This is a genomic window from Haladaptatus sp. AB618, assembly GCF_024136965.1.
Lineage (GTDB): Archaea > Halobacteriota > Halobacteria > Halobacteriales > Haladaptataceae > Haladaptatus.
Genome location: NZ_JAMYJX010000008.1, coordinates 110,442 through 125,227 on the forward strand (window position 1 = coordinate 110,442; position 14,786 = coordinate 125,227).

General features: G+C 61.4%; 13 protein-coding genes. 8 read left to right on the forward strand and 5 right to left on the reverse strand.

Annotation, left to right across the window (positions count from 1 at the left end; translation table 11 throughout):
* Nucleotides 1-70: 70 nt before the first annotated feature.
* Nucleotides 71-433, reverse strand: a complete 363-nt coding sequence (locus NKF26_RS20230) for a P-II family nitrogen regulator (RefSeq protein ID WP_256487772.1) — start codon at nt 431-433, stop codon at nt 71-73.
* Nucleotides 430-1,803 carry an ammonium transporter gene (locus NKF26_RS20235; RefSeq protein WP_253227885.1) on the reverse strand — a complete coding sequence of 458 codons (1,374 nt, stop codon included), beginning with the start codon at nt 1,801-1,803 and terminating at the stop codon, nt 430-432. The genes NKF26_RS20230 and NKF26_RS20235 overlap by 4 nt, the downstream gene beginning before the upstream one ends.
* A 559-nt stretch (nt 1,804-2,362) precedes the next feature.
* On the opposite strand from NKF26_RS20235, the gene NKF26_RS20240 reads away from it, so the two are divergent.
* Both NKF26_RS20240 and NKF26_RS20245 read left to right on the forward strand, forming a co-directional pair.
* Nucleotides 2,363-3,193 (forward strand): NAD+ synthase, encoded by an 831-nt coding sequence (locus NKF26_RS20240; protein ID WP_253234806.1) that lies wholly within the window; start codon nt 2,363-2,365, stop codon nt 3,191-3,193.
* Between the two features lie 112 nt (nt 3,194-3,305).
* Entirely contained in the window at nt 3,306-4,595 is a 1,290-nt protein-coding gene (locus tag NKF26_RS20245) for an AI-2E family transporter (protein WP_253227887.1), read from the forward strand.
* A 47-nt stretch (nt 4,596-4,642) separates the two neighbouring features.
* Here the strand turns inward: NKF26_RS20245 and NKF26_RS20250 are convergent, their stop codons facing one another.
* Nucleotides 4,643-4,921 (reverse strand): hypothetical protein, encoded by a 279-nt coding sequence (locus tag NKF26_RS20250; protein ID WP_253227888.1) that lies wholly within the window; start codon nt 4,919-4,921, stop codon nt 4,643-4,645.
* A gap of 31 nt (nt 4,922-4,952) precedes the next feature.
* Here NKF26_RS20250 and NKF26_RS20255 point away from each other — a divergent pair, with 31 nt between their 5' ends.
* The gene (locus NKF26_RS20255) at nt 4,953-5,240 is read left to right on the forward strand and encodes a hypothetical protein (RefSeq protein ID WP_066148437.1); all 288 of its coding nucleotides are present in this window, start codon (nt 4,953-4,955) and stop codon (nt 5,238-5,240) included.
* Here the strand turns inward: NKF26_RS20255 and NKF26_RS20260 are convergent, their stop codons facing one another.
* Nucleotides 5,241-5,978, reverse strand: coding sequence for a CPBP family intramembrane glutamic endopeptidase (locus NKF26_RS20260; RefSeq protein WP_253227889.1), 738 nt, complete (start codon nt 5,976-5,978; stop codon nt 5,241-5,243).
* A gap of 233 nt (nt 5,979-6,211) precedes the next feature.
* Complete coding sequence (locus tag NKF26_RS20265; RefSeq protein ID WP_253234807.1) at nt 6,212-8,005, reverse strand: S9 family peptidase; 1,794 nt, start codon at nt 8,003-8,005, stop codon at nt 6,212-6,214.
* Between the two features lie 288 nt (nt 8,006-8,293).
* Here NKF26_RS20265 and NKF26_RS20270 point away from each other — a divergent pair, with 288 nt between their 5' ends.
* From NKF26_RS20270 to NKF26_RS20290, 5 genes are all read left to right on the forward strand, one after another.
* On the forward strand, nt 8,294-10,141 hold the full coding sequence (locus NKF26_RS20270; protein WP_253234808.1) for a cation:proton antiporter: 1,848 nt from the start codon (nt 8,294-8,296) through the stop codon (nt 10,139-10,141).
* Between the two features lie 83 nt (nt 10,142-10,224).
* Nucleotides 10,225-11,241 carry a HEAT repeat domain-containing protein gene (locus tag NKF26_RS20275; RefSeq protein ID WP_253227892.1) on the forward strand — a complete coding sequence of 339 codons (1,017 nt, stop codon included), beginning with the start codon at nt 10,225-10,227 and terminating at the stop codon, nt 11,239-11,241.
* A 132-nt stretch (nt 11,242-11,373) separates the two neighbouring features.
* Entirely contained in the window at nt 11,374-12,294 is a 921-nt protein-coding gene (locus NKF26_RS20280) for an FAD-dependent oxidoreductase (RefSeq protein ID WP_253227893.1), read from the forward strand.
* Nucleotides 12,295-12,369: 75 nt separating this feature from the next.
* A complete protein-coding gene (locus NKF26_RS20285) occupies nt 12,370-13,575 on the forward strand; it encodes an ABC transporter substrate-binding protein (protein WP_253227894.1) in 1,206 nt (401 codons plus the stop codon).
* Nucleotides 13,576-14,784 (forward strand): ABC transporter substrate-binding protein, encoded by a 1,209-nt coding sequence (locus NKF26_RS20290; protein WP_253227895.1) that lies wholly within the window; start codon nt 13,576-13,578, stop codon nt 14,782-14,784.
* The last annotated feature ends 2 nt before the right edge of the window (nt 14,785-14,786 follow it).

The following is a 14,786-nucleotide window of genomic DNA, read 5'->3' on the forward strand; positions in this document are numbered from 1 at the left end:
GACAAGGTTGCTGAATAAATCGCCGAACGTCGCTTCGAAGCGACGTTCCGAACCGACAGATGATCCGAACCTACACTGCGTCGATTCCGCGATTCCCGGTTCTGACCTGACAGGCGTCGAGGACGGGAAGGACGAATATCTTTCCGTCGCCGGGTTCGCCGGTGTGAGCCGCTTCACGGATCGCTTCCACGACGTCCTCGGCGGGCGTGTCCGCGACGACGCACTCGATTTTGACCTTCTGGTGGAGGTCGACGACGTACTCCTCGCCGCGCCACTGGCTCTTGGTGGCCGGTTGACTGCCACGCCCCGAGACGTTCGTGACGGTCAGACTGGGCGCACCGGCTTCCACGAGCGCACGCTTTACGTCCGCCAATCGGTCGGGACGAATTATCGCGACGACCATCTCGATTCCGGAGTCGGCTGCGGCGCTCATTTGTGTTCACCTCCGTCCGCGATGGCGTGACCATCCGTCGCTCCCGTCGGCGAGCCACCGCCGGTTTCGTCGAACGATTCGACGAACTCGGGGTAGGCCACGATGCCGTGTTCGGAGCTGTCCAGACCGGTGTGTTCGTCCTCCTCGTCCACGCGCAGGCCCACGGTGACTTCCGCGAGCTTGAACACGAGGTAGGAGGTGACGAGCGTCCAGATCGCGATGGTCAAGATACCGACCGTCTGCATCGTGAACTGTGCGAGCGAGAAACCGGAGACGGCGAACACGGGAATCAACAACGTACCGATCGCACCCGCGCTTCCGTGGACACAGAACACGCCACACACGTCATCGACTTTGAGCGTGTCGACGACCCAGCGGTAGACGAGGGGCACCTGCACGCCCGCGATGGCACCGAGGGCGATTCCGCCGAACCACGTGACGTGGGGGACTGCACCCGTGACGGCCACGAGACCGGCGAGCAAACCGTTCGCCGTGAACAGCGGGTCGGGTTTACCTTCGAGAAAGGTCGTCGCGATTGCCGCGGCGACGGCACCCGCACCCATGCCGAGGGTGGTGTTCAACGCGACGCGGCCGAGCGCGGCACCCGTGAACGTCAGCGTCCCGCTCGACGCATCGAGGACGGTCGCCTGCGTTCCGACGTTGAAGCCGTACCAGCCGAACGCGAGGATGAACGTCCCGAGCATCACGAGCGTCAGCGAGTGGCCGGGGATGGGGACGCTGTTGCCCTCCTTGTCGAACCGTCCGCGGCGAGGTCCGACCATGTACGCGCCCACGAGCCCCGCGATGCCACCGAGCATGTGAACCACGGTTGCGCCCGCGAAGTCCATGTACCCGACGCCGTCCGCGATACCGTAGATCGAACCGACCGCCTGACCGAGGAATCCGCTGGCAGTCAGCAGACCGGCGTCGGACCACGCGAATCCCTGAATAACGGGGTAGATGACCGCCGTCAGGGCGATGGAGTAGAACAGGTACGCCTTGAACTGCAGGCGTTCCGCGACTGCCCCACTGACGATGGTCGCCGCCGTCATGGCGAACACCGCGCCGAACAGCCAACCGATCCACGAATCCGGGCTGTTGACGTAGGAGAACGCACCGGCCAGCGAAAGTCCACCGGGAGCCAGGAACGTCGCGGCGATGGCCGCGATGCCGGACCCGATGAGGAAGTAGATGAGAACGCCGAGCGACCAGTCCATTAAGTTCTTCATGAGGACGTTCGCGACGTTCTTCGCCCGAACCTGTCCAGCCTCCAGCATGGCGAACCCGGGTTGCATGAAGAAGATGAGGAACGAGACGGTGAGTATCCAGACGTTGTTGACTCCGTCCGCGACAGTGCCGATGTCAACCATCAGCCGTCACACTCCTCGAACCCCGTTGGAGGGGTATCGATAACAAGATTGTTTGCCTTTTCACCCATTTTGACTGCGTTCGTAATCCAAGTCACGGTATAGAGTCGTGATTCATAAGGATATAAAATTGATCGTTTACAAACGTCCAATTAATCAAACCATTGTTGACGAACAGCCACTTTACAATCGAATATATTCCATATAAGGTTGTAAAGCGTACAGAAATAGGATGTATGTGGAATCAAAATCGGACGGATGTAAACATTATAAATTGACATGTCCGAGGCCGAGAATTCGAGCTGCGCGCTATCAGTGAACGTACTTCACTGTGCATAATTACATATGTTCACCGTGCACAAGCGGCGTGATTAAAGGTCCTATTACAGGATCCGAAAATATGGATTGGCACACAAGAAGTGTTTTATACTGCCGTATTGTTTCGTTATTTCGTGAGCAGAAATACAAACGTGGTTAAATATCGCCCGAATTGCCCCCTTTGTTGTTCTAGTTCGTTCGGCAGTGCGAACCGTCGCCCGTGTGATGTGGGGGGGATGGGAACGTGACGACGTCCTACCTTCCCCCAGCAGAGATGCTGACCGACGAGAAAAACGTCTCTGCGACATATCAGCAACTCACGCTCTTCATCGAGGAGTACGTCGAACGGTCGGGGGCCGAGGGCGTCGTCGTCGGAATGAGCGGCGGCGTCGATTCGACGTTGGCCGCGTACCTCGCGGTCGAGGCGCTCGGCTCCGACCGCGTGTTCGGACTCCTACTCCCCTGTAACTTGACCGCCGAAGCGGGGAGTCACGATGCCCTGACCGTGGCCGAGGCGCTCGACATCGACTACGAGGAGATCCACCTCCAACCGCTCATTCGTGGGTTCGAAGAACTGATAAGCGGCGACGCCGAGCGCGACGGTCGAGTGCAAGCGCTCGGTAACGCCATCGCACGCCTCCGGATGACCAGCACGTACTACGCGGCAAACACTCAATCCAAACTCGTGCTCGGAACCGGCAATCGGTCGGAGCAACTGCTCGGTTACTTCACGAAACACGGAGACGGTGGGTGTGACCTCCTCCCGTTAGCGAACCTCTACAAGACGGAAGTACGCGCGCTCGCCCGGCACGTCGGACTCCCCCGGCGGATCGTCGAAAAGCCCTCGACGGCGGGGCTGTGGGCCGAGCAGACCGACAAAGAGGAACTGGGTGCGTCCTACGAGCGAATCGACGCGGTCCTCCACTACGTCGTGGACAGACGCTACCGGGCGGAAACGGTCGCGGAGGAACTCGACATTCCGATAGAGACGGTCTGGGAAGTCGTCAACAGACACCTCGAAACCCATCACAAACGCCGTCTGCCAGCCACGCCGGGCAGGGAAGTCACCGAATAACGACCTCCCGTGCCGACGGACTGATCGGGATTCGAGGGAGGTCATCGATTTTACCCTGAGCGATATAATCACGGACCACGTAAGGGCTGTATGGGTGGGAACCCGAACGCAGATGGCTGACGATACAGCGCTGCCGATGGAGCGGTCTCGTCTCGCGTGGTGGGTGGTCGGCGTCGTCCTTGCGATCATCGTTCTGTTCGTCTTCTACTCGTTCGAGGGGACGTTCGTACTCGGCCTGTTCATGTACTACGCGACGCGGCCGATATACAACCGTCTCGAACACCGACTCGGCCATCCGGGACTGACCGCGTTCGCGTCGCTGATAGCAGTCGCACTTCCCGTCGTCGTGCTCATCTCCTACGCCGTCGCCGTGAGCGCGGTCGAGGTAGCGTCGATCGCTGGCGAATCGTTGAAGGGGTATGAAGGCGTGCTCCGGCCGTATTTCGACCTCTCATCGCTGACGGTCCATCCACAGAGAATCATCCATCTCCTCCAACAGAGCCAAGGGGAGATCATGCGACTGGGCGGGCCAGAACTGCTCAAGACGGCTGTCGACGTGGCGGCAGCGTTCGGAACCGCGCTCCTCCAGTTGTTCGTCGCGCTCGCGTTCGCCTTCTACCTGCTCCGGGACGACGACAAACTCGTCCGCTGGTTCGTGCGCGACATCGGCGGCGAGCGGAGCACGGCGTACAGCTACCTCGCTGCGGTGGACCGAAGCCTGCAAACGGTGTACTTCGGCAACATCCTGAACGCCTTCGTCGTCGGCCTCGCCGCCGCCGTGGTGTACAACCTCGCCAACGTCTTCGCACCGCCGGGACTCGCGGTGCCGCTTCCGACGCTACTCGGCTTGCTCACCGGAATCGCTAGCCTCGTTCCGATCGTCGGGGTGAAGTTGATTTACGTGCCTATCGCGGCCTACCTCCTCGTCAAATCGCTCGATACCGGGATTCGAACCATCTGGTTCCCGGTGGCGTTCGTCGCGCTGTTCATCATCGTCATCGATCTCGTGGCGGAAACGGTCATCCGACCGTATATCACGGGACGGGAATTACACGTCGGGTTGATGCTGTTCGCGTACATCTTCGGGCCGTTGCTGTTCGGCTGGTATGGGCTGTTTTTCGGGCCGTTGTTGCTCGTCTTGCTCATCCAGTTCAATCGCGTCGTCCTCCCCGATTTGATACAGGGAGAACCGCTTCCGAAACGGCACGCGACGGGAAAACCGGCCGAAAGCAGGGAGCCACGGACCGACGAGAGTGAAACGAAATCGGACGATGAAGTGGAATCGGACGACGAAGCGGAATCGGATGGCAAAACGGAATCGGGGAACGGGACCGAGGACGACGCGACCAACCTCCCGGACGAGAGTCACCGTGACGAGGACGACACTACGAGTCCCACGTGAGGGACGAAAGGTGGAGATGGGAAATCTTCGGGAACGAAACCCGATGATCAGTACTGCTCCTTATCGATGTCCTCCAGATGGCGCTGAATTCGGTCGAACTTATCGACCTCGACGAACGCGTACTCGGCACCGCCGAAGAACGAATCCGGCACCTCGGAATCCGTGAGGAGCAGTTCGGGGTCCGAATCGACGTGATTCACCTTCTGGAACGGGATGACGCGGGCCAGCGGTGGGTCAGCATTAATACAGACGACCGCGTTTTCCTGCACGAGCACCGCGTCGTAGTCCTGTGCCTCGTATTCGTCTACCGCGAAGACCGTGGGCATGGGTGAATCGATGCACGGAACGATATTAAAAATGAACCCGAGCGAACTCGACCGACGGCTACGCGAGCGATTCGACGCACCGGAAGGTGCACGCAGGGTCGTCGTCCGGGAAGCCCGCGACCTGTCCGATTCGGGCCGGTATCGGAAACACGCGGGCATCGAACTCACCGCATCTGCCATCGTCGGTCATCTGGAGGACGCACCGGACGACATGTCCCTCCCCGAGAAGTGGAACTGGTGGGTCGGGTCGCTCGAAATCGCCTACGGAGGCTACACCGAATTTCTCGTCGTTCGCTGGCAGGGAAGCGAGAATCAGTGACTACGGGTTGAGTTGACCGGTCACCATCAGATAGGCGAGCGCGAACTGAATCGCGTTGAACGCGCCGTGGATCAGCGCCGAGACGACGAGGTTTTGCGTGTACTCGTATGCCGCACCGAGGACCGGCGAGAGCACGAGCAGGATGGCGAGATAGACGAGTTTTCCCGCACCCTGCAACGAGAAGAAGTGGACGAGCGCGAAGATCAGACTCGCCAGCGCGATGGCGGGCCACCGTCCGAACGACTCCCGGAGACGCCCCTGGACCACCCCGCGATACAGCAGTTCTTCGCCGGGACCGATGAGCAGGAACGAGAGCGGAATCAGGAGCAAGAACACGTTCGGGTCGCGTTCCCCGATGGCCGCCAGTTCGTTCTGTGCCGACTGAATCCCGAAGGTCGTGAGCACGAGCGACACCACGATGAGACCGCCGTAGAAGACGGCGAATCCGCCGACCGTCCACCCGAGGTCCGAGAGCGTCGGAATTCGTGCGTGGACGTAGCCGAGGCCGCGTCCCGTGTAGTGGAGATACGCCAGTGCGAACAGACCGAAGGAAACGCCCTGTCCCATGACGATCGAAACCGCGACGAGCAACGTCGGTCGGGAGAGCAGGGCGATACCGGCCGCGGAAAACAGAATCGCCGTGAACAGGACGACGATGACCGCGAACGCGTACCCTCCAAATCCCAATCCGACTGCGGTAAACGTCGCCCGAGTCTTCGGGTTCCAGATCGCGCTCATTCGCTCGCCTCATCGAGATTCGCGCCGGTCGCTGTCGTAATTTTCCCGTTCACCCCAAATCCTCCGCCTCGTATGTTTACTCGCAGGGTACTGGTTGTTGTGTAGAAATACTGCCAGTAACCCGGGAACGAAAACGGCGGGAATCGGTTGAGAGAGTGCGAATCGCGGTTGGAATCAAAACGGTGAGAGCGATGATATGAAAATAGGTAGCCGTCCCGATACAGCAATTCGATCTACACGTGTTCGTCCAAGAAGGCCGAAATCCGCTCGAACTCCTCCACGAGGTTTTCGCGGGAGGTGGTGTGGTGCCCCTCGTCCTCGAAGATACAGGTTTCGACGGGGAGGCCCTGCTCGCGGACTTTCGCGGCGATTTGCTCGGCTTCGCCGACGGGGACGCGGGGGTCGTTCGCGCCGTGTTGGATGAACAGCGGGCAGTCGATCTTCTCGGCATCGTGAATCGGACTGATCCGTTCGAGGAGTTCGGGGTCGTCCAGCGAGCCGTACTCCTGTTCGCGGTGACTCCGTCGCCACTCGCCCGTGTTTTCGAGGAAGGTCTCGAAGTCGGCGATGCCGACGAACTCGACGGCGGCGGCCCAGCGGTCCGGGTACTCCGTGATCGCCGCGAGGACCATGAACCCGCCGTAGGAGCGGCCGTAGGCGACGATTCGGTCGGGATCGACGGCGTCCTGCGCGTGGAGCCATTCGACACCGGCCTCGATGTCGGCCACCGAATCCATGCGCTTTTCCTTATCGTCCAGATGGGCGTAGGCCGCGCCGTAGCCCGACGAGCCACGGACGTTGGGTTCGAGAACCGCGTACCCCTGCTGGAGGAAGTACTGCTTGGTCGGGTAGAACCACGGCTGACGCTGATGCTGCGGGCCGCCGTGGATGTCCACGATGACGGGCGTGTTTCCTGGTTCGGCGTTCGGCGGGAGCGTCCAGTACGCCGGAATCTCACGCCCGTCGAACGATTCGAACCGAACCGTTTCGGGTTCGAGGAACGTGTCGCGTGGGATGCCGAGCGTGCCGAAGTCGGTCCACTGCGAGACGCTTCCGGCCTCCGGATCGAGGACGAAAACGTTCTGCGGGTCGTCGCTCCGACTCAACGTGAGCGCGCACTGCTCACCGTCGGGGCCGAATCCCGCACCAAAGAGCACGCCATCGGGGAAGTGAGGCGTCGCCGTTCGCTCGATCTCGTCGGCCTCGGCGTCCAGTTTGCCCGCGTGCACCTCCGAGTAGCCGTCCACGTTGCGCGCCCAGACGACTCGACCCGTTCCACTGTGGAGCGAGAAGTGAGAAACGTCCCAGTCGCCGCCCTCCTCGACCGTCGTGAGAGTTCCATCGTCGAGGTCCAGTCGGGCGATGACGGTCGTGTCGAAATCGTGGTTCGTCACGCAGTAGCAGTTCCCGTCGGCGTCGAACCGCGCGCTGTGGTACTGCGCGTCGGTGTCGTCGGTAAGTCGCCGATGCTCCCCGGTTTCGGGATCGAGCAGGAACAAGTTCTGATCGAAACTGGCGTTCGCCTTCGAGAGGACGAGACCGGGTTCGCCCCATGCTTCGACCGTCAGAAAGCCGCCCGCCCCTTCGTGAACGAGCGTGGCCGATTCGTCGTCGCGGCCCTGCACGTACACGTCGAACGTCGATCCCTCGCGGCGGTTGGCCGTGAACGCGATTCGTTCGCCATCCGGACTAAAGCCGCCCCACTGATGGATGGCCTCCGGGGTCGCCGTCAGCGGCGTTTCGGTCCCCGTTTCGAGGTCGTAGCGGTACAGTTGGTCGTGTTCGTCGCTCCCGGTGTCCATGCCGAAGACGACCTCCGGACGCGAGGGCGACGCCGAGACGAACGAGACTCGCTCGTCGTGGCTCGTCAGTCGTTTCGGGAACGAATCCGGATCGTCGAGCGACCAGACCTGCGGCGTCCCCGTCGTGTCGGCGAGGAAGACGAGCGTCCCATCGACCGCGATGGTCGGGGAACTGGCCGAGTCGATACCGAGATAGCGCGTGAGCGGATACGGCGTGGTTGGCATGCTATAGCGTGCGAAGAGGGACGAGAAAAGGATTCGGCTCACGGTAGTTTTGATGGGTCGAAGCGGACGTGTCCGGAAGTTTCGTGATTGTAGTCGTTGCAATCCCAACAGAATCAAACTCGTTCGTCGCAAGCGGCTGAGGACGTTCGAAGTCAGCGCTCCTGTAGCTACGATTACAGCAAACCCGACTTCAGATCCAGCTCCTCACCACGAACGTCGGAGCAAGACCTATCGTGATTCATGACGTTCAATTGATGCGAGAACCCATCAGCGAAGTCCATCCAGCCAATGTCATCGGATCTGCTCCTCGTGTCGGCGTCGATAATCGCGCTCGGAGCGGCGTCGAAACTGCTCGCGGACCGGTACGAGATTCCGAACGTGGTGTTTCTGCTGGGTTTCGGCATCCTGTTCGGACCGGCAGGGGTTGGACTCATCGACCCGACGCTGTTCGACGACTCGCTCTCGACTATCGTCTCGCTGGCGGTCGCCATCATCATCTTCGAAGGGGCGTTCACGCTGTCCGCGTCGAATATTCGTGACGCGCCGAAATCGACGCTGAAACTGGTGACGGGCGGGGCGGCACTGACGTTCGTCTCCCTCTGCGGTCTCGTCCACTATCTTCTCGGCCTCCAGTGGAACCTCTCGTGTCTCATCGCCGCGCTGCTCGTGGCGACCGGACCGACCGTCATCACGCCCGTGTTGAATCAAATCGAGGTTCGAGAGGGCGTCAAGACGCTACTGGAGACGGAAGGCGTTATCAACGACGTGACCGCCTCCGTGTTGGGCGCGGTCATCTTCAGCGTGGCCGCGTTGGGCTACCATCCCGACCCGTTCGCGGGGCACATGGGCGCGGACGTCATCGTGGATTTCGTATCGAGAATCGGAACCGGCGTTCTCATCGGGATCATCACGGCCTTGCTGGCGGGATACGTCCTTCGATACCTGAGCCTGTCTCCACAGAACTCGCGGATCACCGTCATCGGGACGGCGCTGATTTCCTACGCCATCGCGGACGCGTTAGCGTCGGAAGCGGGCATCGTGACCGTGGCGGTCGCGGGCCTGATTCTGGGCACCGTGGATATCCCGTTCGAGCGGGAGATAGCGGGATTCAGCGGCGATATCACGACCATCGTGTTGAGCGTGGTGTACATCATCCTCGCGTCGCTGCTGGACTTCCGGCATCTCCTCACGCTCGGGGTGGGCGGTCTCATCGTCGTGGTTTTGGCGATGGTCGTGATTCGCCCGTTAGCGGTGTTTCTCTCGACGACCGGGACGCAGTTCACGTGGAACGAACGCACGTTCATTGCCGCCGTCGGCCCGCGCGGGATCATCCCCGCTTCGACCGCGACGCTGTTCTCGCTACAACTCGCCAACGCGGGGGTGCCGAACGCGAAGAGCGTCGTTCACGTCGTCTTCCTCGTGATTTTGGTGACCGTCGTCGTGGAGGCAGGCGGCGCGCCGCTCGCGGCCAAAACACTCGACATCATACCCATGACCGTACTCATCATCGGCGGGAGCCGAATCGGACGGGCGTTGGCGGACAGGTTGGACAAACGCGGCGAAAACGCCGTCATCATCGAACGCGACGATGCGGTTATCAACGAGTTGCGGTCGGACGGCTACTCGGTGGTTCGCGGCAACGGAACGGACGCGGCCGTGCTCGAAGAGGCGGGGGGTGATCGCGCGAAGATGGTCATCGCCGCGACGAGCGACGACGACCAGAACATCCTCGCCTGCCAGACGGCACGAACGCGGTTCGGCATCGACCGGCTCATCGCACAGGTGAACAAACTCGAGAACGCGGATGCCTTCTCCGACCTCGGCGTTCAGCCGGTGACGCCGGTCACGGCGACGGTAGACATGATGGACGATCTGATCCTCCGGCCGAACTTCTACGAGTGGCTGTCGGCGGTCGGCGACGAGAACGAAATCGCGGAGGTCGTCGTCGAGTCGGACGCGGCCGTCGGCGAACAGATACAACAAATCGAACTAGAGAACGACGCCGTCATCGCACTGTTCCGCCGCGACGACGAATTCATCGTCCCGAAACCGACCCTGAGGATTCGAGAGGGCGACGTGGTGACACTTATCGGAAAGCGGGAAGCGGTCGAACGGAGCGTCGCCATGTTGGAGTAGTCGGAATCGGTCGGATTCGGATCGACCCATCGTCCCGCGTATTTTTGGTGTCTCCGTGAGACGCTACAGGTGACACGGAGAAAATGGAGGACGTATCCCAGCCACCGACCGTCGAGGAAGTGAGCGAACTGCTCGACGCACGGGCGTACGACGACGTGACTGCCTGCCTGAAGCGGTTCGAAACGGCACCGGCCGACGACCGAAGAGGGCTGTCACAGGAACTCCAACGCGTCGGCGAGGAGACGCCCGACGCGCTGGCACCGGTCGTCCCGGCGCTCGTTCGATTCCTCACGGACGCGGAGCGGTCGGTTCGGTTGACGACGGCGAAGACGTTCGTCGCCGTCGCGAAACACGAACCCGACGCCGTCGCGCTGGTCGCGCCAGCGCTCGCCGAACGGCTCGCGGACGACGAGGAGTTCTACTACGTTCGCGCTCGCTCAGCCGAGGCGCTCGGTTACGTCGCCCTCGACCATCCAAATTCGGTCACGTCGCCCGAGCTGATGGCCGATCTGCAGGTCGGGCTGTCGTTCGACGAGCCGGAAGTAAAGCGGAAGCTGGCGAAAGCGCTCGAACACGTCTCGCTCGGCGATCCGAATCGGCTCGCCCATCGCGTCTCGAAGCTCACCGACCACCTCGATGACGACGACGAACTCGTCCGCTACCATCTCTGCACGGCGCTGGTGGCTGTCGGCTGTGCGAAACCCGAAAAAATCGGGGAGGCAACCGACGCGCTCACGCTGCGGTTGAACGACGAATGCGACTACGTTCAGGGGCGTGCCGCCGAAGCGCTGGGGTTGTTCACACGCACGGAGGAGGGGTCGTTTTCGCCGGAAACGACCTCGCTGTTGGAGGCCCGATGCGAGGACGGAGCGGAGTTCGTCCGCGAGAGAGCGGTGTTCGCGCTCGATGCGATCGATGACCCCGAGGCGGCCGACGAAGCGAACGGCGAAATCGGGACACTCGATGGGATCCGCGAGACGACCGAGGAGGCCCTCGACGAACTCACGTCGCCCGACGAGGAGAACGTGTGCCCGAACTGTGGACTCGCACTCCCGGACGCGGGGCCACCGTTGTGCCCCGGTTGTGGGATGCCCTGGTGAGCGGAACGAGGGACATCTCGGAATCCGAAAACGCTTTACTGTTTTAGGCGAGCCTAAAAACATGGCTCGAAACGGGAGAAACGACGATATCTCACGAATGGGACTGCAGAGGGTCCGATACGGTGATCATCGATGACGGCGACCGAGGACAGCTACGACGTCGTCGTCGTCGGCGGCGGCCCGACGGGTAGTGCCGTCGGCGTGTTCGCCGCACGATACGGACTCGACGTCGTGGTGTTCGACCGCGGCAAGTCCTCGCTCCGACGGTGCGGCCATCTGGAGAACTACCTCGGATTTCCGGGGGGTATCGACATCCAAACGTTCTACGAGTTGATGCACGACCACGTCGAGAAAGCGGGGTGTGAACTCGTATCCGATTTGGTCGAATCGGTGGAGTTAGTCGAGGAAGGGGAAGACGGGTTCGTCGTCGAAACGCAAGACGGACGCCGGGTCACGACGGACAGAGTGGTCGCCGCGACCCGCTACGGCGGCGAGTATCTCTCATCGCTGGACGACGGGTCGATGTTCAAGACGTACGAGTACGGCGGCGACGAGTACGAAAAATTCGACAGGTCGTACGCCGAGGACGATGGGACGACGCAAATCGATGGGTTGTACGTCGCGGCACCCGCGGAGGCGGCGGATCGACAGACGCTCATGGCCGCCGGACGCGGTGCACGCGTCGGTATCACGCTCCTCGAAGACGTTCGGGAGGAACGCGGCTACCCCGAAACGATCGCAAGCCAGTACGATTGGATACGACGCGAGGCGGGGAGAACCGGCGAGTGGAGCGACCGTGACCGATGGCGTGAATGGTTCGCCGAGCAGGTACCCGACGACTACGACCTCGACGAGGACGGACGAACCGAACTCCGCGAGCGGGAAATCGACCGGCGGTTCGACGCGTATCTGCCCGACGAAGAGATTGAACGGCGGCGTCGGCAGGGACACGAAACCCTCCTCGAACACATCGACGACGAACTCATCCTCGATGCCGCCCGCGAAATCAGGGACGAACGTGGAGCCGAGGGAAGCGACGGACGAGCGGAGTGACGTTTCTTTCACAACGTCTTTTAGGCTAGCCTAAAAAATCGAAGTAGTTATCAGTTATTAGGCTAGCCTAAAAACATGGCAAGAGACGGTGGAAGCCACGAAATGCCGACACGACGCGACTACGTCAAGTACGGTGGCGTCGTCATCGGCGGCGGGTTGTTGGCGGGATGTGCAAACAAAACGGAAACGGAAGCATCATCCACGACGCAAACGACGACCACATCGAAGTCGTCCGACGGGTCGACGGAGACGGAGAACGAGTCCTATTCGGTTTCGATGGCACCGACCGGGAAGGTCACGTTCGAGTCGGTTCCCGGTCGATGGGTCGCATACGACGGCGGCTATGCGGACATGGGCGTCGCGCTGGGGAAGGCCGATGGGATGACGGGTATCGGTAGTCCGGACCGGTACTACACGGGCGTCTACGACGAACTGCCCGGCGTGAGCGTCGACCGAAAGACGCTCGAAAAGAACGATTTCGGCAAAGCCGGGATGTCCAAAGAACTGTTCTACGAACTCGACAACGACGTGCACGTCATGGACCCGGAGATGCTCGTCAACTGGTTCGACTGGAGCGAGAAGGACGTCGAAGAGATCACGACGAAGGTCGGACCGTTCGTCGGAAACGTGATTTTCCGCCGCGAGGACGAGTGGCACGACTATCGGTACTACACCCTCTACGAGGCGTTCGAAAAGATAGCCGAACTCTTCCAGGAACGGGAACGGTACGAGGCGTTCGAAAAGCTCCACGACGAGTTTATCGCCGATATTCAAGCCAAACTCCCACCGGCCGACGAGCGTCCGAACGTGTTGCTCGTGTACGAAGGGAGCAACGAACCAGTGAAGTTCTCGCCGTATCGGCTCAACGACAAGGGGACCAGCAAGAAGCAGTGGCACGATCTCGGCGTCAGCGACGCGCTCTCCAGTACTGGAATCGACGGCATCAGCACCACCGACCGCGGGCGGATCGACTACGAGACGATGCTCGAAATCGACCCCGACATGATACTACTGCGCGCTCACGAGCGCCAGTCAGCGACCGAATTCCGGAACACGGTCCTCGAATTCATGCGGAACCACCCCGTTGCGAGCAAACTAACCGCCGTGAAGAACGGGCGGGTCTATCGCGGCGGCTACCTGTTTCAGGGACCGATTCAGAACCTCTTCCTGACCGAGCGCGCGGCGAAACAACTGTATCCCGATACGTTCGGCGAGGTAACGAACGACGAACAACTGTTCGACCGTCAGCGGGTTGCAGACATCATCAAGGGAGAGTTCTGAATGCGCGACGGGAGCGACGGATCGACGCGACGCGAGTACGTCAAATACGGCGGCGTCGTCATCGGCGGCGGACTGTTGGCGGGGTGTACGAGCGATTCGACCCCCGAAGACGGGAAAACGAAGACGACGAGCGAATCGACGGACGGGTCCGACGCTGAAACGGTGAAAACGACCGATTCCGACGGGTCGTACACGGTCACGATGGAGCCAGTCGGGGCGGTCGAATTCGAGTCGGTGCCCGTGCGCTGGTCGAACCCCGGCGGTCCCGCGTACCTCGATATGGGCATCGCGCTCGGGCAACTGGACGGACTCGTCGCCACCGGGTTCGGGTTGTTCCCGGCCGTGGCGTTCGAAGCGACGGGAATATCCATCGACGTGGATCCCGACGAAATTCCCGTCATCTGGCAGGACGGCGGCTTCGACAAGGAGGTGTTCTACGAAGCGGACTCCGACGTGCACTTCGCCGACCCGAACTACCTGCAGGCGTACGGCATGTCGAAGAAGGACATCGAGGAGGTGTCGAAGAACGTCGGCCCGTTCTTCGGCGCGTACGGTGCCCGGCCATACGACTGGAACAGCGACTACATGCCGTCGCTGTACGATCTCTTCGACAAGGTTGCCGAAGTGTTCCGCGAGCAGGGCCGCGGGGAACAGTTCCGGCAGTTACACGCGGGGATGCTCGACGACATCGAGGGCCGATTGCCCGCCGAGAGCGACCGGCCGACCGTCGGCGTCCTCTTCGTCGGGTCGAACCCCTCGAAGGGATCGTTTCAGCTCATTCAACTCAGAGAGGAGGGCTTCCGGCAGATGCACTACCGCGATGCCGATTTCGAGGACGCGTGGGCGTCGATGGACGTCCAAGCCGGGGAGTATCCGACGGTCGGATACGAGACGCTGCTGGACGTGGACCCCGACGTGCTCATCTACGACGCACAGATTCCGTCGGCGATGGATTCGACCGAACTCCGCGGGACCGACGAGTGGCGTCGTACCTACGTCGAACCCATGCGAGACCACGCCGTCGGGAGGAAACTCACGGCCGTCAAAGACGACGCCGTCTACCCCGGCGGACCGCCACAGGCGGGACCGCTTCTCAACCTGTTCAACACCGAACGGACGGTCAAGCAGGTGTATCCGGACGAATTCGGCGCAGACGAGAAACTGTTCGATAGACAACGAGTGAGAGATATCGTCAACGGAGCGTTTTGAAC